17 protein-coding genes are annotated in these 22759 nt (G+C 49.7%); 11 read left to right on the forward strand and 6 right to left on the reverse strand.

Annotated elements, in window-relative coordinates; translation table 11 throughout:
* Positions 1-74 precede the first annotated feature (74 nt).
* From ppc to NZM01_02460, 6 genes are all read left to right on the forward strand, one after another.
* A complete protein-coding gene (gene ppc, locus NZM01_02435; protein MCS6958889.1) occupies positions 75-2885 on the forward strand; it encodes a phosphoenolpyruvate carboxylase in 2811 nt (936 codons plus the stop codon).
* Between the two features lie 59 nt (positions 2886-2944).
* Positions 2945-3370, forward strand: coding sequence for an FHA domain-containing protein (locus tag NZM01_02440; GenBank protein MCS6958890.1), 426 nt, complete (start codon positions 2945-2947; stop codon positions 3368-3370).
* A gap of 10 nt (positions 3371-3380) precedes the next feature.
* Complete coding sequence (locus NZM01_02445; protein MCS6958891.1) at positions 3381-3929, forward strand: DUF3611 family protein; 549 nt, start codon at positions 3381-3383, stop codon at positions 3927-3929.
* A gap of 72 nt (positions 3930-4001) precedes the next feature.
* Entirely contained in the window at positions 4002-5414 is a 1413-nt protein-coding gene (locus NZM01_02450) for a serine/threonine-protein kinase (protein ID MCS6958892.1), read from the forward strand.
* Entirely contained in the window at positions 5414-6316 is a 903-nt protein-coding gene (locus NZM01_02455; GenBank protein ID MCS6958893.1) for a M23 family metallopeptidase, read from the forward strand. Before NZM01_02450 ends, NZM01_02455 begins: the two co-directional genes overlap by 1 nt.
* Positions 6317-6382: 66 nt before the next feature.
* A complete protein-coding gene (locus NZM01_02460; protein ID MCS6958894.1) occupies positions 6383-8104 on the forward strand; it encodes an ABC transporter ATP-binding protein/permease in 1722 nt (573 codons plus the stop codon).
* Here the strand turns inward: NZM01_02460 and NZM01_02465 are convergent.
* Positions 8061-8696 (reverse strand): DedA family protein, encoded by a 636-nt coding sequence (locus NZM01_02465; GenBank protein MCS6958895.1) that lies wholly within the window; start codon positions 8694-8696, stop codon positions 8061-8063. The genes NZM01_02460 and NZM01_02465 overlap by 44 nt on opposite strands.
* A 98-nt stretch (positions 8697-8794) precedes the next feature.
* Here NZM01_02465 and hisI point away from each other — a divergent pair, with 98 nt between their 5' ends.
* A complete protein-coding gene (gene hisI / locus NZM01_02470) occupies positions 8795-9133 on the forward strand; it encodes a phosphoribosyl-AMP cyclohydrolase (GenBank protein ID MCS6958896.1) in 339 nt (112 codons plus the stop codon).
* Here hisI and NZM01_02475 read toward each other — a convergent pair.
* The 3 genes from NZM01_02475 to NZM01_02485 are packed head-to-tail and all read right to left on the reverse strand — an operon-like array spanning position 9130 to position 12277.
* Complete coding sequence (locus tag NZM01_02475) at positions 9130-9630, reverse strand: GNAT family N-acetyltransferase (GenBank protein MCS6958897.1); 501 nt, start codon at positions 9628-9630, stop codon at positions 9130-9132. The genes hisI and NZM01_02475 overlap by 4 nt on opposite strands.
* 29 nt (positions 9631-9659) lie before the next feature.
* On the reverse strand, positions 9660-10874 hold the full coding sequence (locus tag NZM01_02480) for an MFS transporter (protein MCS6958898.1): 1215 nt from the start codon (positions 10872-10874) through the stop codon (positions 9660-9662).
* Positions 10875-10879: 5 nt separating this feature from the next.
* Entirely contained in the window at positions 10880-12277 is a 1398-nt protein-coding gene (locus NZM01_02485; protein ID MCS6958899.1) for a DEAD/DEAH box helicase, read from the reverse strand.
* Between the two features lie 206 nt (positions 12278-12483).
* Here NZM01_02485 and carB point away from each other — a divergent pair, with 206 nt between their 5' ends.
* The gene (carB, locus tag NZM01_02490; protein MCS6958900.1) at positions 12484-15750 is read left to right on the forward strand and encodes a carbamoyl-phosphate synthase large subunit; all 3267 of its coding nucleotides are present in this window, start codon (positions 12484-12486) and stop codon (positions 15748-15750) included.
* A gap of 395 nt (positions 15751-16145) precedes the next feature.
* On the opposite strand, the gene NZM01_02495 is transcribed toward carB, so the two are convergent.
* On the reverse strand, positions 16146-16973 hold the full coding sequence (locus tag NZM01_02495) for an FkbM family methyltransferase (protein ID MCS6958901.1): 828 nt from the start codon (positions 16971-16973) through the stop codon (positions 16146-16148).
* 138 nt (positions 16974-17111) lie between these two features.
* On the opposite strand from NZM01_02495, the gene NZM01_02500 reads away from it, so the two are divergent.
* The 3 genes from NZM01_02500 to NZM01_02510 are packed head-to-tail and all read left to right on the forward strand — an operon-like array spanning position 17112 to position 22414.
* Entirely contained in the window at positions 17112-19250 is a 2139-nt protein-coding gene (locus NZM01_02500) for a polyribonucleotide nucleotidyltransferase (GenBank protein MCS6958902.1), read from the forward strand.
* Positions 19250-20332 carry a TIGR00303 family protein gene (locus NZM01_02505; GenBank protein MCS6958903.1) on the forward strand — a complete coding sequence of 361 codons (1083 nt, stop codon included), beginning with the start codon at positions 19250-19252 and terminating at the stop codon, positions 20330-20332. The genes NZM01_02500 and NZM01_02505 overlap by 1 nt, the downstream gene beginning before the upstream one ends.
* Positions 20333-20374: 42 nt before the next feature.
* Complete coding sequence (locus NZM01_02510) at positions 20375-22414, forward strand: secretin and TonB N-terminal domain-containing protein (GenBank protein MCS6958904.1); 2040 nt, start codon at positions 20375-20377, stop codon at positions 22412-22414.
* Here NZM01_02510 and NZM01_02515 read toward each other — a convergent pair.
* Positions 22404-22745, reverse strand: a complete 342-nt coding sequence (locus NZM01_02515) for a carboxymuconolactone decarboxylase family protein (protein ID MCS6958905.1) — start codon at positions 22743-22745, stop codon at positions 22404-22406. The genes NZM01_02510 and NZM01_02515 overlap by 11 nt on opposite strands.
* Positions 22746-22759 lie beyond the last annotated feature (14 nt).

Genomic DNA, 22759 nt, shown 5'->3' on the forward strand with positions numbered 1-22759 from the left:
GGATTTCGTTAAATCTGTCACATTAGTAACTTGGCAACCTAGTATATTGATCACTATTGTCTGCTCTGTCCCCTATGATTGCTGTTTCGCCCCACTTGCTCTTAAATACTGAAAATGGGACTTTCGTGCGCTCCCCGCGCCTGCACCACCGCTTGCAGTTGGTCGAGGAGTTGCTAGATGAAGTTTTGGCAGAGACCTGTGGAGCGGAAATCGTCGCTTTGTTGCAGCAACTGCGCCACCACTACGCCCAGTACCCCTCCGCAACGATCGTGGAGAATTTGGACTTGGAAAAGGCGATTATCGCTACCCGTGCCTTCGCCCTCTATTTTCAGTTGATTAACATCATCGAGCAGCAGAATGAACAGGAGGAAGCCCTCGATGCCACAGAACACCAACCGATCGGTACCTTTGCCTGGCTTTTTCCTGAATTAAAACGGCAAAATGTGCCCTTTGCCCACATTCAAAGACTGTTACAGCGCTTGGATATAAGACTGGTATTTACTGCCCACCCTACGGAAATTGTGCGCCAAACGATTCGGGAAAGACAGAGGCGGATTGCCTGTTTGTTGAATCAATGGGAGATGGCTCCCGTCAATGATCGTCCTATCCTGCTAGAGCAAGTGCGGGAGGAGATTAAGCTTTGGTGGTACACAGACGAATTAAATCAAGACAAGCCCACGGTGTTAGATGAGGCGGAATACACGCTCCACTACTTTGAGGAGGTGCTATTTGATGCCATTCCCATCCTTTATGAGAAATTAGTGAGGGCAATTAAGCAGACTTTTCCCACTTTGGAGCCCCCTGCTCCCAGTTTTTGTACCTTTGGCTCCTGGGTGGGCTCCGATCGGGATGGCAATCCGGCGGTTACTCCTGCTGTAACATGGCAGACTGCTTGCTATCAACGGGAGTTGGTATTAAACAAATACATCAAATCAGTTAAACAACTGGTACAGAGGCTATCCCTGTCCCAAAGCATAGCGGATTTTGCAGACGAATTGACCCACAGCCTCAGTCAAGACCAGGTAATTTTCCCCAAGGTTTATGAACGTTTGTCAGTGCGCTATCGCCGCGAACCCCTGCGCATGAAGTTGTCCTATATTCTGGCGCGCTTGGAGAACACTTTAGCCTTTACTACTAAACTCAAACATAGCCCTTGGCAGACTGTTGATCCTGCCCCAGCGACGGAAAGGGACAGATATGACAACGCCGATCAGTTTCTGGCGGAATTAAATCTAATTAAGGAAACTCTGGCAAAGTTAAATATCACCTGTCAGGAGTTGGAGCGCTTAATTATTCAAGTGGAGGTCTATCGTTTTCACCTCGCCCATTTGGACATTCGCCAGGAAAGTAGTAAACACGAACAGGCAATTACGGAGATTGCAGAACGGTTGCGGCTGTTGCCCGTGCCCTATGACAGTTTGACAGAAGCGGAAAAACAGGCATGGCTCGTGCAGGAGTTGGGTAACCCCAGACCGATCGTCTCTAGTCGTCTACGCTTTTCGGAGGGGACGGAAAATATTTTACAAACTTTGCAGGTAGTACAGAAACTGCAGACAGTGTTTTCTCCCTACATTTGCCACACTTATATTATCAGCATGAATCACAGTGTCAGCGATGTTTTAGAAGTTCTGTTGCTGGCTAAGGAAGCAGGATTATATGACCCTGATACGGGGGCAGGGACGTTGTGCATTGTACCCCTGTTTGAGACTGTAGAAGACCTGAGGGCAGCACCGCAGGTATTGGAAGCTTTGTTGTCTCTGCCCCTCTATCGACAACTGCTAACTAGACAAAACAATCTACAGGAAGTGATGTTGGGTTACTCTGATAGCAACAAAGATTCGGGGTTTTTGAGTAGTAACTGGGCAATCTATAAAGCACAACAAGCGCTTAATCAGGTAGCCAAGCAGTTTGGGGTAGAGTTACGCATCTTTCACGGGCGGGGTGGCTCCGTGGGGCGTGGGGGGGGACCTACCTATGAGGCAATCCTAGCGCAACCTGCCTACAGCGTGGATGGGAGAATTAAAATTACGGAGCAGGGGGAGGTCTTAGCCTCTAAATATAACCTGCCTAATTTAGCCCTCTACAATTTGGAAAAAGTGGCAACAGCAGTGATTCAGGCGGGTTTGCTGCCCAATAGCTTGGATACCCTGGAGTGCTGGCGGGATATTATAGAAGCTCTGGCAAACCGATCGCGGCAGGTCTATCGCGGTTTGATCTATGACAACCCCCATTTTGTCGAGTTTTTCCATCAGGTAACTCCCATAGAAGAAATCAGTCAATTGCAGATTAGTTCGCGACCGGCGCGGCGGGCGGGTAAAAAAGACTTGAGCAGTTTACGAGCGATTCCCTGGGTGTTTGGTTGGACACAGAGCCGCTTTTTATTGCCAGCTTGGTTTGGTCTGGGTACAGCTTTTAGCGAGTTTTTGGCGGAAAATCCCGAGCACTTGAATTTAGCCCAGTTCCTCTACCAAAAGTGGGCTTTTTTCAAGATGATTATTTCCAAGGTGGAGATGACTCTGGCTAAAACTGACCTGCAGATGGCTGCTCAGTATGTCAACGAACTAACTCTGCCGGATTTCCGCGAACATTCCCAGTTCTTCTTTGACCAGATTGTGGCAGAGTATCAACGTACCTGCGAGGTGGTGTTGAAAATTACTAACCATAAGCGTCTCCTAGATGGGGATAAAGAGCTACAGCGATCGGTGGCTCTACGCAATTACTCCATCGTTCCCTTGGGGTTTATTCAGGTGTCTTTACTCAAGCGTCTGCGCCAGTTCAGCAGTCAGCGGGTTGATCTGCGCTCTCCCTATTCTAAGAATGAACTACTGCGCGGTGCCCTGTTAACAGTAAATGGCATTGCGGCGGGGATGCGTAACACAGGTTGAGAAAAATGAGCTTGTGTAGGCAGTGCCGATCGTGATTAAATTTATCTTAGCGCTGAACTATGCCTGTGATCACTGTCAATCTCTTGCACCCCTCGAACATGTCTGTTGTGCAAAGTTGGAGTTTCCCCTCTGAATCGGTAGTTCGGATTGGACGCTCCGCCGACAATGAGGTGGTGCTGTATAGTTCCGTCGTTTCTCGCTATCACCTGGAATTGCACTACGTCAACAACCACTGGGAATTGCATAATAAAGGCGCAAATGGTACATTTTGGGATGAGAAGCCGATTAGCAAGCAAAAGGTAGTAGATGGTATGGTAATTCGTCTGGCTTCTTCGGGACCAAAGTTGCAAATATGTCTGGATGACCGCCCACCCCTGCCCACTCCCAAATCTGCCAAAACCAGACCGCAGCGGGGCTTTACTGATGACACAACCCAAACGATCGGGGAGGACGTGCAAAGGCTAACGGGTGATGATCCCCAGTAGCTAGCAAGCTATGACTCTTTCTCCTCGTTTAGTCAAAACAATTCAGGCATTCCGCTTTTATGGTTTAGTAGGGCTATGGACTCATGGGGTACCAGGAGTAATTGCGGGGGTATTACTCCTATTTGCTGGCATTCGCGGGAATGAGGGTGCTAGTAACAATCCAGGGACTCTGCCGGGGGTGGCGGCGGCGTGGCTTGCCTGGGCGTTGGTAGTAGGTGGGTTTATTTGGAGTTATCTTTACATTCGCTGGGCTAAACAGTTGGCAGATATCCAGCGCCCCACTAAAGCGCAAACTTTGATGCAGTTAAAAATCGGATTGGGGATTAGCTTGGGGGGACAGTTTACGGCTCTGGTGGCAGCCTTTGCTATTGTTGGTACCTTGGCGCAGCGGGCACTATTCCGTACCCAGGGTGTGATTGTCGATGACCCCAGCCGCTTTGTGGAACCGATCGATTTATTTGTCGTACAAGCAAGTTTACTGATCATCCTCGCCCATTTTTTGGGTACCCTTATATCTCTGTGGCTACTCGATCGGGTGACTCGCCCTGCTGACGTATAGGAGATGGGAAGGAAAAGAACAATTTTCTGGAGCATATGAGCTATCCTGTAGATATGGGGAATAGTGGTACCAATGAGTTATTGTTTTAATCCTGCCTGCCCACAGCCCGTCAACCCCAACAAGGTGACTCACTGCCAAGCCTGTGGTAGTCCTTTACTCCTGCGCAATCGCTATGTGGCAATCAAAATGCTAGGGAAAGGAGGGTTTGGGCGTACCTTTTTGGCAGTGGATATAGATATGCCCTCACGCCCAAAAGTAGTAATCAAGCAATTTTTGCCTGGCAACCTCCCCCCTGAAATGCTGCAGAAAAGCCTGGAAATGTTTCAACGGGAGGCGGTGTTACTAGAAAAACTGGGCAGTCATCCCCAAATCCCCACCCTTTATGCCTACTTTACTATGCGCAACCAGTACTACCTGGTGATGGAATTCATTGATGGCAAGGACCTCCTCAAGGAGCTGGAAACGGAGGGTCCCTTCAATCAGGAAAAAGCGATCGATTTTTTGAAGGGTTTATTACCGGTAATTGACTTTCTGCATCAGCACAACGTTATTCACCGCGACATCAAACCAGCTAACATCATTCGCAATAGCAAAGGGGAGCTAGTGTTGGTAGATTTTGGGGCAGCGAAGGAGATTAACCGCTGGGCAGAGGCAGCGGCAGCCCCAGGAACGATGATTGGCAGTATGGAATATGTCCCCCCGGAACAGGTGGTGGGCAACGCCGTACCTGCTAGTGACCTCTACAGCTTGGGAGCAACCTGTGTCCATTTAATTACGGGCAAAAAACCCTCCCTCGTGAGGGATTTGCTGACAGATACTTGGCCCTGGCGGAAACATCTACCCCCAGGGGTGGAAATTCCTGATTTTTTGGGCAATGTCTTGGACAAGTTACTGCAGGGGGCTGTCCTCGATCGCTATAAGTCTGGTGGAGAAGCCCTCAAGGACCTGGAGGTTGGTTTACTGCGGGAGCAGTCCAAGAGTATGATTAGCCTTTACCCATCGCGCTTGGACTATGCCCAGCTGGAATACTTTTTATCGATCGGGGACTTAAAGGCAGCGGACATAGAAACCTGGAACTTGCTCTGTCGTGCCCTGGGTCGTCCAACAGGGAGTAAGTTTGCCGAGCGGGACATAGCTCGTATCCCCTGTAATGAGTTGCTCAACCTGGATATACTGTGGCTGCGCTACAGCAATAATCGCTTCGGCTTCAGTGTTAAGTGTGATATTTATGAGGCGGAGGGGCAAAACTATCGCAACTTCTGTGAAAAGATCGGTTATCGGGTCAAGCGGGCAGGGTCAATGGCATGGATTAACGGTACCCGCATTAACTACAGCCACGAAGCCCCTAGGGGGCACTTACCCTGGATACCTGGCTTTTATGAAGCAGATACACCCCTGGGTAAAGATGAGTTGATGCGCCAGTTATTTATGTCAGTGCGCAGTTGCCAACGGAAGTTATCTCCCTTTACTGCTGTCCCTCGGTGATGGTGCCTCTCCTACTAGCTCTCGCTCTGGCTTCCCCCTGTACTGAGTGCTTTGTGTTGCTCTACCCCGATCGGGATACTTCTCCTGGATTTAAGGACTACCGCTGCGGGGATTTGAGCTATGACGGGCATAGGGGCACGGATTTTGCCATAGCTGATGAGGGGCGGATGGCAATGGGGGTAAAGGTAGTGGCAGTAGCGGCGGGCAGAGTGCTGCGGGTGCGAGATGGGGTACCCGACAGGAAAGTGAGCAATCCCGACTCAGTGAAGGGGCAGGAGTGCGGTAATGGTGTGGTCATTGACCATGGGGAGGGTTGGGAAACGCAATATTGCCATTTACGGCAGGGGTCAGTGCGGGTGCGCCCAGGGCAACGGGTAGAGCAGGGGACAGTACTGGGCTTGGTTGGGCAGTCTGGCTTAGCTTCCTTTCCCCATGTACACCTAGAGGTACGGTATCAGGGGCAACCGATCGACCCCCATGGGGGGGTAGAACTAGCTAGGGATTGTCAAGCTAATAGAACTGGTCTTTGGCAGCAACCCATCCCCTACGTGCCGACGGGTCTAATTCATGCTGGCTTCAGTCCCCAGGCACCAACCATGGCAGAGCTGGAACAGGGCAAGTGGGAAGGAGTAGAGATTACCACAAAGGACAAAGCGCTGGTATTTTGGACACGCTCCTATGGTGTGAAGAGAGGTGACCAGTTGTCCATGATCATTGTCAATCCAGCCCAACAAAAAGTAGTAGACTATCGCACTACCCTAGAGAAAGACAATCGCTTGTTTATGTTGTTCACAGGAACGCGACGGCTTAGCCCTGGGGTGTGGACAGCCACTTTTCGATTAGAGCGCAACAGGGAACGACTGATTGATGTTACTCGCACTGTAAATGTCCGACAAAACTAATTGCCCGATCGGTCAAATTTCCTAGGGTATAGGTAGAATAAAAGCCGTGGTTTTCCTGGTAGTGGATTGCGTAGCTCTTACTTTGCTCTTTTACCTTACATTAAAACCCAATGGTGGTTATTAACTAAAGCGATTGCCTGCACGATCGTTTACATCGGTGGTATGCCCATTCTAGCAATGATATTTGGGCTGGTTTCGGAGGCGGTAGGGGAAGGAAGTATTAGCAAAATTACCACAGTGTCAGGTTACACAGTTTTGTTATTCACTGTGCAGGGTTTTTGTCAGTATGGACAGGATGTGATGATGGCGGAGGCAGCCCTGCAGGTAACAAAGGAGTTACGAGTAGATGCTTTCTCCCACTTACAATCTTTAGATTTGAGCTATTTTGCCGAGGCAAGGGCAGGGGATTTATCCTACCGCTTAACAGAGGACATCGATCGGATTGGGGAAGTGATGGGCAAGTTTTTCTATCAGTTTCTTCCCTCACTGTTACAGTTAATTTTGATCTTGGGGTATATGTTTTACCTCAACTGGATTCTAACTCTGACTGTCCTGATTGTGGCTCCTTTGTTAGCGGTGATTGTGGCCTGGTTTGGCGATCGGATGTTGAATTTAGCCCGTAGGAGTCAAGACCAAGTATCTAGTTTATCGGCATTCCTGGCGGAGATTTTTAGTGGTATTCGTCTGGTGAGAGCCTTTGGGGCAGAAGCATTTGAAACTAGCCGATTTCAGCAAGCGGCGGAACTACACAGACAAAGTAAATATGCCACCGATCGGATTCGTTCCATCCAATATCCGGTGGTCAGTTTATTGCAGGCATTGGCAATTATTATTCTGATTTGGATTGCTGTATGGCAGATTGCCCAGGGGGTGCTAGCAGTGAAAAATTTTGTCTCCTTTTGTGCCGCTGTTGCTCTCTTGATTGACCCGATTAGAAATGTTACCAATAATTACAATGAATTGAAACAGGTGCAGGCATCCACCGATCGAGTTTTTGAATTATTCCAACTGCAACCAGCTGTTACGGAGCATCCCGCAGCAATTACTTTAGGTACAATTCAGGGAAAAATTGAATTTAGGGGCGTTTATTTCAAGTATCCTGACCAGACGGATTGGGTACTAAAAAACATCAACACTACTATCTATCCAGGGGAAATTGTCGCTCTCGTGGGGGCATCAGGGGCAGGCAAAAGTACCTTCATGAATTTGTTACTGCGTTTCTACGACCCCCAGCAGGGCAAAGTATTAATTGATGACCAGGATATTAGTAAAGTTACCCTCCGCAGCCTGCGTCAGCAAATCGCTATTGTGCCCCAAGAAACTATCCTTTTTTCCGGTACAGTAGCCGCTAACATTGCCTTTGGCAAGACAAATATCGATCGGGCAGAAATTGAAAAAGCAGCAAAAGTTGCTAATGCTCACGACTTCATTATGGCACTCCCCCAACAATACGACACTTGGGTAGGGGAACGGGGAGTAAATCTGTCGGGTGGACAGCGCCAGCGAATAGCAATTGCCAGAGCCGTGTTACATAATCCCAAAATTCTCCTCTTAGACGAAGCTACTTCTGCTTTGGATAGTGAATCAGAAGCCCTAGTGCAAGAAGCACTGCAAAGATTAATGTACGACCGCACCGTATTAATTGTTGCTCACCGCTTGGCAACCGTGAGGAACTGCGATCGGATTTTTGTCCTCGATAAGGGTCAGATCATCGAATCGGGTAGCCATCAAGAGTTACTAGCCCTTAACGGTCGCTATAGCCAACTCCATGCCCGTCAGTTTTCCTAGGGCGAGCATCAGACCGCCATAGCCAAATTACCAACACCAATAGAGCCAGAACAGCAAACCGTAAAACATAGCTCACTAAATCCGAGAGAGATATATACTGACCGCAAAAGTAAGCTATGGAAGTCATCGTCGCCCCCCAAGTAATTGCCCCCAAACTGTTAAAAATTAAAAAACGGGGATAACTCATACCCGCAATACCTGCCAACGGACCAGCAAAAATGCGTAAAAGGGCGACGAATCTGCCCAGGAACACTGCCCGATCGGCATTAGCGTTAAATTTTTCCTGCGCCCGTTCTATGTGTTCATGGGGGATCGCAAATACATGGGCAATCCTTTCTACCAATACCAAGCCACCCCAGCGCCCCAACCAGTAGCCACAGCTATCGCCAATGATGGCACCCCCAATCGCGCTTATCAGTACCCCTGGGTAACTCAACTCGCCATTCCCTGCCAAAAAACCGCCAATCAAAGTCAAAGTCTCCCCTGGCAAAGGGATACCTGCATTTTCTAGCAAAATTCCTGCAAAAATCACCCCATAGCCGTAACGGTGGGCTAACTGCAACAGCGTATCTAAGTTGAAGATTTCAGCCACAGCTACATCGCCTAACCTTGCGTCCTCATTATAGTCAGCCACCTCTTCGGTACTCCTACCCCCTCTGGTACAATCAGTACTGCCGCAGCAATCGAACTATGCAGCTCTCACAACTGTTAGATACCCTCAAATTCAATGACCAGGGCTTGATTCCTGTAATTACCCAGGATTACCGCGATAATACCGTCTTGATGATGGCGTGGATGAATGCGGCAGCGATCGTTAAGACCTTGGAGACAGGGGAAGTCCATTACTGGAGCCGATCGCGACAGGAGTTATGGCACAAGGGGGCAACCTCAGGGCATATTCAAAAACTAAAGCAATTCTTCTACGACTGTGATGCTGACACTCTACTAGTCAAGGTGGAGCAAATAGGAGGTATAGCCTGTCATACAGGTGCTCGCAGCTGTTTTTTCACAGAGGTACAGCTGGATTAATTGTACCAAAACATCCCTTTAATCCCTTCGGGGTCGGGGCAAAAACCAAGGCGCTTGTAGAATTCCACCACATGGGCATCGGCAAAGAGACTGATATTACTGATGTCTGCCCGCCGCAGCTCATTGATTAACTCCAGCATCAACGCTCTGCCCAATCCCCGATTCTGAAATTCTGGATGAATCGCCACATCCCATATCGTTGCATTAAAAGCGTGGTCGGACGTAGCCCTAGCAAAACCAATCAATCTTTGGTAAGAACCACGAAAATACCACAGGGAAGCTACCACAAAGCTATATTGCAAAGCTCTTTTTACCTTGTGCAGAGGACGACGGGACCAACCCACTGCATCACAGAGTTCTTCTAGTTCGTAGAGGTCAATATTTTTGTCTGTACTGAAGTATATCTGTTCCGTGTAGCCTGGCAACCGCCGCATCTTGGCTTTCTTTGCCGCTTCGGGAACTTCCGTGGTACTAAACAGGCTCTTCCAAAACACCATGATTGCCCAGTCTCTATGGATTGAGTGTACTACGTCTGGTTGGTAATTGCGTACTTATCCTTACCCCGTCCCAAGGCGAATTTTACTGACTCTGCCACATTGTCACTACAGGTTACGACAAATACAACCAAGGCAAGGAGGGAGAGCAAGCTAGCTATCCAAAATACTGTTACAAGGGGTACGCTGGGCGGCAGGAGCTGCATCACCCATCCCACCATACTGGCAGCAGTGGCAATCCCTACGTCAAAACCTAACCAGGCAGTCCCCATGACTGTCCCCCTCTCCTGGGGCGATGTGCGGTCTGCTAGCCAAGCAATGACAGTAGGGATCGCTGTCCCCGCTGCTACCCCGTCGAGGATGGCACCCATCACGATCGCTTCCGCCGAGTTAGCCGTAGCGACAATAACCATGGACAGGGCATAACAGACTAGGGAGAAGGTGACAAATATGCCGCGTCCGTAACGGTCTCCCAGGCTAGCCACAGGCATCCGAAAGATAAATTGCGCCATAGAGGCAGCGGCGTAAAACGTACCAGCTCCCACCCCTAGGTTCAACTCATCCATCAGTTTGGGTAAGTAGGTACTGACAATGCCGAATACCATACCCACTGCCAGGAGGACAAAGGCAGGCGATCGCACTTTAGCCGTGGTGACCAGTTTCCAGATGGGTAAGTATTTTTGCTTGTGGTAAAGGCGAGGCTCGTAGTTGTCCTGGACAAACAAGGTGCACAATAGCCCAATCATGGCAAAGGTGGAAGCCATGGCAAAGGCCGCCCCGTAGCCCAGAGCAGCCCTCAGGGTATCCCCCGCCCAAGGACCCAGTCCCAAGCCCAAAGGGTTAACCAGACTCAAGAAACCAATTACCTGTCCCCTTTTGCCTGGAGGAGCTATATCTCCCATCAGGGCAGCATAACCCGTAGCAAATGACCCCACCGCCAAAGCATGAACTGGACGGAGAGCAATCACCACAGGTACATGGGGCAAGAGATGATAAAGGAGGGGAATTGTCCCCGCAATGATCAAACCCATCTGCATCGATCGTCTCCGTCCCCAGCGATCGGTCAAGCGCCCCAGGGCACCGCGAAACAGGATTAAGCCCGTAGCAAAGGTAGCCATCACCAAGCCCACGTAGGCTTCTCCCTTTAACTCCTCTCCCACATAGAGGGGCATAATCGGTAAATTACACCCCATGCTCGACCAAAAACTTAAACCCGCAACAAAAGCAAAGATGGCAGAAACAGACATGAGCACTAACGTTTAGGACTACTGACAACCCGCTGGCTAGAATTGTGCTGACGGCGAAGGGGTTTAGGGGGCTGTTTTGCCAAAATTTCCATCACCGCCTTTTCCGCCCGGTCGGATTGCATCTGGGAGTATGCCAACTGCAAAGCGGCTGCCGCTACTGCCTGGGGGTCATAAATTTCCGTCAGCTGGGAGACCAAAGGGAGAAACGAAGCTAATCTTTCCCCAGTGAGGGCATTGTGAATCTGGGTGGTAAAGCGGGCGATCCAACAAGCCTGGAGTTGTTGTAGGGTAGGCATCTCACAGATTTTGATCGGTTGTCCTGTCAGCTTCTCCAACTGTTTGAGGCGGTACTTTTCCTTGGCGGTGATCAGAGAAATAGCCTTGCCTGTCCTGCCTGCCCTGCCTGTACGCCCAATGCGGTGGATATAGCGATCGGGGTCGTCGGGCAAATCTAGGTTAAACACATGGGTTAGCCCATCAATGTCTAAGCCCCTGGCGGCAATATCAGTAGCCACAATCCACTTAACCTGCTGGCTGCGAAACCTGCGGATAAGCATTTCTCGCTGGGACTGGGAGAGATTGCCGTGGTATTCATCTACCGAGTGTCCTGCTTCCTGCAAAAGTGTGTTCAGACGGCTGGCCGTCTCTTTGGTACGGACGAAAATAATCGCCGACTCGGGGGACTCCAACTCCAAAATTGGCAGTAAAGCCTCTTCCTTCGTGAGGTGGGCAGGGACAAAATAAGCCTGCTGTTCAATCTGTTTTTTGGTGACAGCATCAGTTTTGATCTGGACGGTGACAGGGTTTTTGAGATAGCGTTGCACCAGTTTCTGGACAGGGATCGGCATCGTGGCGGAGAAGAACGCCGACTGTTTGTCCTTGGGGGTAGCACTGAGAATCCTCTCCACATCCTCGATAAATCCCATATTCAACATTTCATCCGCCTCATCCAGCACAAAATGGCGAACCTGTTGCAAGTCCAGTACCCCCCGCTCCAGCAAATCAATCACCCGTCCTGGCGTACCCACGACAATCTGTACCCCCTGCTCCAGTTGCTTAATCTGCCGCTCGATCGCTTGTCCGCCATAGACACAGGTAATTCGTGCTCCCCCTGGTTTGAGGTTGAAACTTTTAACCGCCTGCATCACCTGCAACGCCAATTCCCGTGTGGGAGTGAGGATAATCCCCTGCAGCAGGGGACTGGCTGGGTCAATTAACTCCAGCAGAGGCAGCGCAAAAGCCGCGGTTTTACCCGTCCCCGTCTGTGCCAGTCCCAAAACATCCCTGCCCATGAGCAAATGGGGAATCGCCTGGGCTTGAATAGGAGTGGGATGGACAAAACCTAAAGTCTGCAACAGTTCTACACGCTGTACCGAAATACCAAGGTCAAGAAAAGTGGGCATAGTTGCTCCTAGCTATGTGTACCGTTGCCCAGCCCTTCCTCAATCAGTAGCTAAACTGCCGCAGGTAGAACGGGCAAGCATCTTATCATACCCCATCATAGCCGAATTTGTTAAGTTCTGTGAAGACCGCCGCAGTAAACTTGCTTACAAATAACTGGGATGTAAGACAGTAAAATAATCGACTGATTGTAAACAGTAATTTCTCCATGCCCCGGCGTAACGACATCCATAAAATTCTGCTCATCGGTGCGGGTCCGATCGTCATTGGTCAAGCCTGCGAATTTGACTATTCAGGCACCCAGGCGTGCAAAGTCCTCAAGGAAGAGGGCTACGAAGTGGTATTAGTCAACTCCAACCCCGCTACGATCATGACTGACCCCCGTACTGCCGATCGGACTTACATTGAGCCTATCACACCGGAGATTGTGGAGCAGATCATTGCTAAGGAGCGCCCTGATGCGCTGTTACCCACTATGGGGGGACAAACTGCTCTCAATACCGCTGTGGCTTTGGCAGAGGGGGGTGTGTTAGACAAGTATGGTGTAGAGCTGATCGGGGCAAAGTTAGAGGCGATCAAAAAGGCAGAAGACCGCAAATTGTTCAAGGAGACGATGCAGCAGATAGGCATCAAGGTCTGTCCGTCGGGGTTGGCGACCACCATGGCAGAAGCGCGGGCAGTGGCGCAGAGTATTGGCAGTTATCCCTTGATTATTCGTCCCAGTTACACCCTGGGGGGCACAGGCGGTGGCATTGCCTACAACCAAGAAGAGTTTGAACAGATTGCCAGTGGTGGGTTAGAGGCTTCCCCACGGTCCCAAATTTTGATTGAACAGTCCCTCTTGGGCTGGAAGGAGTATGAACTAGAGGTGATGCGGGATATTGCCGACAATGTGGTGATCATTTGTAGTATTGAAAATGTCGACCCGATGGGCGTACATACAGGGGATTCAATTACCGTCGCTCCTGCCCAAACCTTGACCGATAAAGAGTATCAACGGCTACGGGACTATGCCATCAAAGTGATGCGTGCCATCGGTGTGGAAACTGGTGGTTCTAATGTGCAGTTTGCCGTCAACCCAGAGGACGGAGAAGTAATCATTATTGAGATGAATCCCCGTGTGTCCCGCAGTTCCGCCCTGGCTTCCAAGGCGACGGGTTTCCCCATTGCTAAAATGGCAGCGAAGTTAGCGGTGGGCTATACCCTCAACGAAATTCCCAACGACATCACCAAAAAGACACCCGCCAGTTTTGAACCTACCATCGACTACGTTGTCACCAAAATTCCGCGCTTTGCTTTTGAGAAATTCCCTGGTTCTGACCCCACCCTGACCACGCAAATGAAGTCGGTGGGAGAGGTGATGGCGATCGGGCGGACATTCCAGGAGTCAGTGCAAAAAGCGATTCGCTCGTTAGAGACGGGCAGGTTTGGCTTTGGTGCCGACCGCGAAGACCCCGTTTACTCCCTAGAGCAAATTAAGGCGAGTTTGCGCACCCCCAATCCCGATCGGTTATTGATGATTCGCCAGGCATTTTTAGCGGGGTTGACAGTGGAAACAGTGGCTAATTTAAGCAAGATTGACCCCTGGTTTATCCAAAAATTGCGGGAAATCACTGACCAAGAATTGGCAATCAAGGGCAAAGCTCTGGCGGAAATTGCACCAGAGGAAATGCTCCAACTAAAACGAATGGGCTTTAGCGATCGGCAAATTGCCTTTTTGACCAGAACTAGCGAAGACGATGTACGAGAATATCGCCAGCAATTGGGGATAGTTCCTGTCTATAAAACCGTAGATACTTGTGCTGCTGAATTTGAGGCGTTTACTCCCTATCACTACTCCACCTACGAAACAGAAACGGAAATTAGACCAACAGAGAAGCCCAAGGTGATGATTCTAGGGGGCGGTCCCAACCGCATTGGGCAAGGGATTGAGTTTGACTACTGTTGTTGCCATGCTAGCTACGCTCTGCAGGAGTTGGGTTATGAAACGATCATGGTCAACTCTAACCCCGAAACAGTTTCCACCGACTACGACACTAGCGATCGTCTCTATTTTGAACCCCTAACCCGCGAAGATGTATTGAATATAATTGAGGCGGAAAAACCGATCGGTATTATCATTCAATTTGGGGGACAGACGCCCCTCAAGTTAGCTATTCCCCTGCAAAAGTATCTGCAAGCCCATCCAGAATTGCCAACAAAAATCTGGGGGACATCGCCTGACTCGATTGACATTGCTGAAGACCGGGAGCGGTTTGAAAAAATCTGTGAAGAGTTGGGTATCCGTCAGCCTGCCAATGGCATTGCGCGGTCATTTCCGGAAGCTCTAGAAGTAGCGCGTCGCGTTGGCTATCCCGTGGTAGTCCGTCCCAGCTACGTTTTGGGGGGGCGGGGGATGGAAGTCGTCTACACCGATAGCGAACTAGAAAACTACATGCTGCGGGCAGTTTTAATTGAACCGGAGCACCCTGTATTGATTGACCATTTTCTGGAGGGGGCGATCGAAGTTGACGTAGATGCCATTGCCGACAGTCAGGGGAACGTAGTGATTGGGGGGATCATGGAACACATAGAGGAAGCGGGGATTCACTCTGGGGATTCCGCCTGTGCTATTCCCACTTTCTCCCTCAGCAAAGCCACCCTCGATACCATCAGAGAATGGACAATCGCTCTGGCTAAGCGTCTGCAGGTGGTTGGTTTAATGAACGTACAATACGCAGTGCAAGTAGAGCGCAATGGCTATCAGAAAGAGCAGGTGTTCATCCTAGAAGCCAATCCCAGAGCGTCACGCACGGTGCCCTATGTTAGCAAAGCGATCGGTGTGCCCCTGGTCAACCTGGCAACTAAGGTGATGGCGGGCTACTCACTGCCTGAATTGGGATTTACAAGGGAAGTATTCCCCGATCGGATATCCATCAAGGAAGCTGTCTTACCCTTTGCCAAATTCCCTGGCACAGATACGATTTTGGGACCAGAAATGCGATCGACGGGGGAAGTAATGGGCATTGATACAGACTTTGGGCGCGCCTATGCTAAATCCCAGATTGCAGCGGGGCAGAATTTACCCCTAAGTGGGACTGTATTTATTTCAGTCAATGAAAGAGACAAACGCAGCGTTACCAGTGTTGCCGAAGGCTTTGCCGAGTTAGGTTTTAGAATCATTGCTACAGAAGGGACCTATAGGATTTTGCAGCGCAATGGCATTCCCTGTCAGCAAGTCCTAAAACTCCACGAAGGTAGACCCCACATCGGGGATGCGATCAAAAATGGGCAGGTACAACTAATTGTGAACACCCCCTCCGGCAGTGAAGCCCAGACCGATGCCCAAATGATCCGCCGGGCTGCTCTTCTGTACAAAATTCCTGTTATCACCACTATTGCGGGAGCTAAAGCCACGATCGCTGCCATTCGTGCCCTTAAGGAAGCCCCCCTCTCGGTTCAGGCAATTCAGGAATTTCACCAGGCAGTGCGTTAGCTGTTTTCTAAACTCTACGGACCACGCTGTGTGAATTGCAACTTTGCTCTTAGTGTATTGAGTAGGGGAGGCGGCACCCATTTGGGCTGCTGTTGCTTCTGTCTATCCAAAACTACAGGGGTACTGTATTTGCTGCCCCAAGCTAAGTCTCAATTTAACCTGTTGCTAAACTATGGCGGTGAAAAAGGTATTGTAAATCTTGTCCCTGCGCATTTCTGACGGAAGTAGATAGAAAACAGGTTGCGGAAAGGAAAGCTGTAATTCTTCTATTTATTTGACCAATGAAAATTCCGTCACTGCGGGCTACTATCTGAAGGCGGAAGAGCTATTAAACCATTCCCCAATGCTACAAACGATCGTTGCTCACCCTACTATCTCTTAAAGCAAGTCTCTGACTAGCTCTTGTGCAAGTCTGTATGTATAGAAAATAAAACATTGAATAAACCTTGCTGCCAGTTACTGTTAGGCAAAAGCGGCAATAACCGATCGGTAATGACGTAGCTATGGTAGCCCAAATCGTAAAAGAAATGCCGCACAGACATTTGGCTATAGCCCATTTGTTGTAACCCAAACTCATTAATTTCACATATAACAAATGGAGGCTTGAGGCGATCGATCGTATTCCTACCACCTTTTAGTACTAGGGGTTCAGCTCCTTCTACATCAATTTTAATGAGTTTAATTTTCGCAACCTCATATTCCTGGGTAATTGCATCCAAGGTACGCATAATTACTTTTTCCTGCTGGCGCTGTTTGGCACTGTTTTGGTTGTAGGGATGATTGCCCACATTCCACAGAGCATGTCCGCCATCGTTATCAAGATTGACAAAGAAGCTAACTTCGCGGCATTGATCACCCACTGCCCCTGCCACTATACTTATGTTGCTGGCATTGTTGATTTGACAGTGGTAAAGTAACCGCAGTAAATTAGCCTTGGACATTTCACAGGCAATTACTTTCCCTGGGGCACCCACCAAAACAGAGGCAAGCAGGGAATAGTAACCAACATGAGCACCGACATCAATTACAGTGTCACCTTCTGTCAGAAACTCTAAAAACAAGCGAGAAATCTCTGGCTCGTAGGGAACACCCCTAGCAAAGTTAGATAAGATCAACCTTTGGGTATATTCATTTTCGTCTAAAAATAGTTGCAGAGATACCTGCCGTCCTCGAATGGTAGGAAAAACTACCCCAAAGTACCTACCCTTGATGATGTCCGTCATCAATTTCAACTAGCGTCAATTTAATAAGCTATAGCACCCACCACCACTCTGTGAAAAAGTTCTGACAAAAATGCCCCACTTATAGCTAAGGATGCTAGGATGAGCCTAGGAATGACATAGAGAGCAAAGCAAAGCGCAATGAGTGCTATAGAAAAAACTATCCCCTTTTTTGGCAGAGAGATCAAGCTGTTTATTAACAAATTTGCTCCCCAGGCAGGAGGTTGTGTCCTGATTCAGTGTGGTGATACAGCAGTACTGGTGACGGCAACCAAAGGTGAGGCGCGGGAAGGTATTGATTTTGTCCCCCTGGTAGTGGACTACGAAGAACGGCTCTATGCTGCAGGACGGATTCCTGGTGGGTTCTTGAAGCGGGAAGGTAAACCCCCCGAAAAAGCAATTCTGACCTGCCGCTTGATTGACCGCCCCTTACGTCCCCTCTTTCCCAACTGGATTAGGGAGGAAATTCAAGTAGTGGCTACTACCCTCTCCTTAGATGAAAAGGTGCCAGCGGATGTCCTAGCAGTAACGGGAGCTTCGGTGGCTTGCTGGTTGGCAAAGTTGCCCTTCAAGGGACCGATGGCGGGGGTGCGTGTGGGTCTGCATCAGGATGAGTTCATTATCAACCCCACTTTTGCGGAAATTGAATCCGGTGACCTGGATTTGGTAGTAGCGGGCACGCCTGAGGGGGTAGTGATGGTGGAGGCAGGAGCAAATCAACTCCCCGAACAGGACATGCTGGAAGCGATCGAGTTTGGCTATGAAGCAGTAGAGGAACTGGTAAAGGCGCAACAGCGCATCATGGGGGAATTGGGTATTGAGCCTCCTGATCTAACTCCTCCCCCCAACGAATATGTGGAGTTTGAACAGTTTGTGGCAGAAAAAGCCACCGATCGGGTGCAGGAGGTAATTGCCAGTTGCGAGAAGGAAAAAGCTGTTAGGGATGCTAAGTTAGATGCCATTAAGGAAGATGTAAAAGCAGCGATCGAGGCGTTGCCGGAGGACCATCCATTCCGTGCAGTCAGTAGTGATGTGTTCAATGCTACCTTCAAGGAACTAACTAAGAAGTTGATGCGGCGGCAGGTGATTGAGCAGAATATCCGCATTGACGGGCGCAAGTTGGATGAAATTCGTCCCATTTCCTGTGAGGTAGGGGTATTGCCCAGGGTGCATGGCAGTGCCTTGTTTAATCGAGGTTTGACCCAGGTACTATCAGTGGCAACCTTGGGTACAAGTGAAGATGCCCAGGATATGTCCGATGAACTCTACGTGGAAGAGAAAAAACGCTATCTCCATCACTACAATATGCCCCCCTATTCCGTGGGAGAAGTAAAACCCCTCCGATCGCCAGGTCGCCGGGAGGTGGGGCACGGAGCGCTAGCGGAAAGGGCTTTGGTGCCAGTGATTCCTTCGGAGAAGGATTTTCCCTATGTGCTGCGGGTAGTGTCAGAGGTACTCTCTTCCAATGGCTCCACTTCTATGGGGTCGGTGTGTGCTTCTACCCTAGCGCTGATGGATGCGGGGGTACCTCTGTTGAAGCCTGTCTCTGGTGTGGCGATGGGTTTGGTGCAAGAAGGGGATGAGGTACGCATCCTGACAGATATTCAGGGCATTGAGGACTTCTTGGGGGATATGGACTTCAAGGTGGCAGGGACGGATACAGGAATTACGGCTCTGCAGATGGATATGAAGATTACTAACATTTCTCTGAAGACCTTGAGGGAAGCGATTTACCAAGCGCGGGCGGGGCGGTTATTTATCCTGGATAAGATGTTGCAGACTCTGCCCAAACCCCGTCCTGAGTTATCTCCCTATGCACCCCGTCTGACCACTATGAAGATCAACCCCGATCAAATTGGTTTGGTGATTGGTCCTGGGGGCAAGAACATCAAGGGCATCATTGAGGAAACGGGGGCAAAAATTGATATTAGTGATGATGGCACTGTCACGATCGCTTCTACTAGCCGTGAGGGGGCACGCCGCGCCCAATTGATGATCGAGTCCATGACCCGTAAGATTGCGGTAGGGGATGTGTTCCTGGGCAAAGTAACCAGGATTATCCCGATCGGGGCATTTGTGGAGTTTTTACCTGGCAAGGAGGGGATGGTACATATTTCCCAGCTGTCGGAGAATCGGGTAGCGCGGGTAGAGGATGTGATTGATGTGGGGGACAACATTGTGGTCAAGGTGCGGGAGATTGACCAGAAGGGTAGGTTTAATCTCACCCGTTTAGGTATCCATCCAGAAGAGGCGGCTCAGGCTCAAGCTAATGCCCTCTAGTGATTCGGGTTGTCAGTGGTGGTGGTCGGGCGCGGGAGTGGCTAGCTAGATATAGGGGGCTTAAACCTGCCTTTGTCCTGGTACTGGGCTTTACTGATACTTGCCTGATTGAGGGGATTTCAGCGGCGGGAGCTACCCCTGCCAGTCGTAAAACCACAGCGATCGCTGATGCGGAGTTCCTTTACTGGGGCAGGAATGTCTATTTCCCCCTTCCCCCTCTCATAGCTGGGGCTTCTCCTGTTGTAATCAGCAGGGCAGTGGTGCAAGAGTTAGGTTTGCCCCTCTATATCTTTGACAGTGGGTTACCCCAGCCTCCCACTGTACCCACGATCGGGTTGGGCGGTGCTCCGTCTAGGTGTTTAAGTACAGGGAGGGCACAGGATTGGGCAACCGTAGACCACCTGTTTCAGAAAGGGTTGGAATGGGGCAAGAAGTTAGCTGCTGCTCATCCTTACCTGGTGCTCAGTGAATGTGTGGCAGGGGGGACAACTACGGCTCTTGCTGTCCTCACCGCCTTGGGGATTGATGCTCATAGCAAAGTCAGTAGTTCCCATCCCATCTGTAATCATCAGCAAAAGTGGGCAGTGGTACAACAGGGGTTAGCCCGATCGGTGAACCTTAGAACCCGTGACCCTTCAACAATTGTTGCCGCCGTGGGTGACCCCATGCAGCCTGTAATAGCAGGTATGACGATCGGGGCAAGTAGCTATGGGGGAGTACTGTTGGGGGGAGGCAGCCAGATGGTAGCGGTGTATGTCTTGGCACAGAAATTAGCAGAGTATTACGGATTGCCCTGGCAACCCGATCGGGTTGTGGTGGGTACGACCCGTTGGGTAGTGGATGACCCCAGTTGTCAATTGGCAGAGTTAGCCACAGAGTTAGACATACCCCTGGTTTGTAGCGAGTTACATTTTCGTGATGCCCGTTATCCCCAGTTGCAATGTTATGAACAGGGGTTTGTGAAGGAGGGAGTGGGAGCAGGTGCTAGTGCCATTGTCAGTCATCTTTATGCCCAGTGGAGTCAGGCAAAACTAGTGCAGGAAATTGAAACCACATTCGCCCAAGGTGTGCTCAAGGATTGAACTAATCTCGCTATACTGAATGGGACTTCATCAACTGCACCTATGGGAAGACTGCCGCTGGCTTTAACGATCGGGACAGTAGTGGCTTTTACTTGTCTTGCCCGCCCCCTTTTGGCTAACACCATCCGCAAAGCCCAGCTAAAAGTGACAGAAACCGCCCTGGAAGTAGTTTTGGAAACCCAGGTAACACAGCTACCCAGAATTAGCACCACTCAACGGGGTAAAAATTGGGTTGTGGAAATTAGCGATACTGCTCTGCAACTACCCGAAGGCAATACCTTCTTTCGTGCCAATCCTGCCCCAGGGATTAGTGCGGTCACCATTTTGCCCTTAGACGATCGGACTGTCCAAGTCATCTTTACACCTACCCAGCCCGGCAATCGCGTGGAAGTAGGGCAGAACCTGAATGGCATTGTCCTCAAGTTTCCCATTGCGGCGGCAAAAAACACGGATAAAGGTCGGCTTGTCCCTCCTGCCGAACCAGCAGTACAGCCACCAGAACCACCCTTTACCCCCTTTGTGCCCAAGGCGATCGTGCCCCCCGCGGGAGACATAGCTATTAGTTCTTTACCCTTTACCCCTTTGCGCATCAGTCTAGGTTCCAATGAGCGTATTCCTACCTTGGTTTTGAAGTCTGCACCAGTGGAAGATGTACTGTCTGTTTTAGCGATGACTGTAGGCTTGAACACTGTATTTGTGGAAACTTCAGAAGGAGATAAGAAAGGGGTAAGCACCACTGTATCTATGGAAGTCAAGAATGAGACAGTAGAGAATGTTTTCAACTACATTTTGCAAGTCAGTAATTTACAAGCTACTAGAGTGGGGAACACAATTTTGATTGGCAAAGAATTGCCCCTGAGTGCTAGGGGTTTAGTAGTTAAAACTGTACGGTTAAATCAAATCAAAGCGAGCCTGCCAGAGGTGAGAATTACTAGTACTACTAATAGTGCTTCCAGTATTTCTAGTGGTGGCGGCACAGTGGGAGCAGGACAAACTAATGTCACTACCAGTCAACTCAGTCGCACTACAACGTTACAACGCCAAATTCCCATTAAAGGTGCCCAACAACTCCTAGAGGCCCTCGGCGCTAATGGCGGTGGTACTCAACCCCGTACGCCTCAGCCGCAACGTCCCCCCGCTGCCCAAATTTTTGATGGCTTACAAGTCACAGCCGATAATCGTACAAATTCTGTCACTTTGATTGGTACTCCCAATTTGGTGGAAGCAGCGATTGATTATTTGAAACAAGTGGATGTCCGTAGCCGCCAAGTCTCTGTGAATGTGAAAATTGTGGAAGTTACTCTCGATGACCAGGAAAATTTTGGCAGTAGTTTTTCCTTCGGTGTGGATGATAGTTTCTTCAGCAACAGTCAGGGCTTAATTACGGGCAACTTTGGCAATATCAATCCCACCTTTGTACCTCCTGTTCCCGCTCCTGACGGCTCCCAAGGACCTTCCAGTTTGTTCAGCCCCCCCACGATTAATAGCACTAATGTTCCCCAACCAGGACAGCCTAACACTTTCCAATTTCCCACAAAATTCCTGGCTAATCTCCAAGCTAGGATTAGAAATAACAAAGCCAAAATTCTCACTGACCCGACCTTAATCGTTCAAGAAGGGAGTGCTTCCCAAGTTAACTTGACTACCCAAGTGTTTGCCGGACTGAGGACGATTTCTGAAACTGGTCCTGGTAATCAACCCCGCACTATTTCTGACCCCAGAGAACCGATCGATGTCGGTGTAATTTTGAATATCGCCGTGGAACAAATTGATGACAATGGCTTTATTACTCTCTCTGTTTCCCCCGAGGTTAGTTCCCCTGGAGAACCAATCCGCGGTCCAGACCAGGTTTTAATTCAACAGTTAGTTAATCGCCGCCGCCTCGACACAGGCAATATCCGCCTACGGGACGGACAAACTCTCTTTCTAGCAGGGATTATTCAGGAAATCGATCGACAGAATGTGTTCAAAACTCCCCTTCTCGGTGATATTCCGTTGATTGGTAGTTTATTCCGATCGACTACTACAGCCAAGGAAAGAAGGGAGGTAGTTGTGTTGATTACCCCCAAAATCATTGACTAGATTGGCACTCCTCCATTGCTTCAATAACGTGAGCGGCATACATTAGAGAAGGCCCTCCCCCCATAAACACAGCAATTGCCAAGGTTTCCATGATCTCTTCTTTGGATGCGCCCTCCTGCAAAACCGCCTGGGTGTGAAAAGCGATGCAATCATCACAACGACTGCCAACAGCTAGGGCGAGGGCAATCAATTCTTTAGTTTTTGTATCCAAGGCACCCCTGGCACTAGCACTTTTGTTGAGAGCATAAAATGATTTCATTACCTCAGGCAATGCCTCTTGGATTTTGGCAGTGTGCTGGCGAATCCGCTGGGTGCGTTCTTTGTATGTCACGGTCTCTACCTCTA

Source organism: Pseudanabaenaceae cyanobacterium SKYG29, assembly GCA_025055675.1.
Lineage (GTDB): Bacteria > Cyanobacteriota > Cyanobacteriia > Pseudanabaenales > Pseudanabaenaceae > M5B4.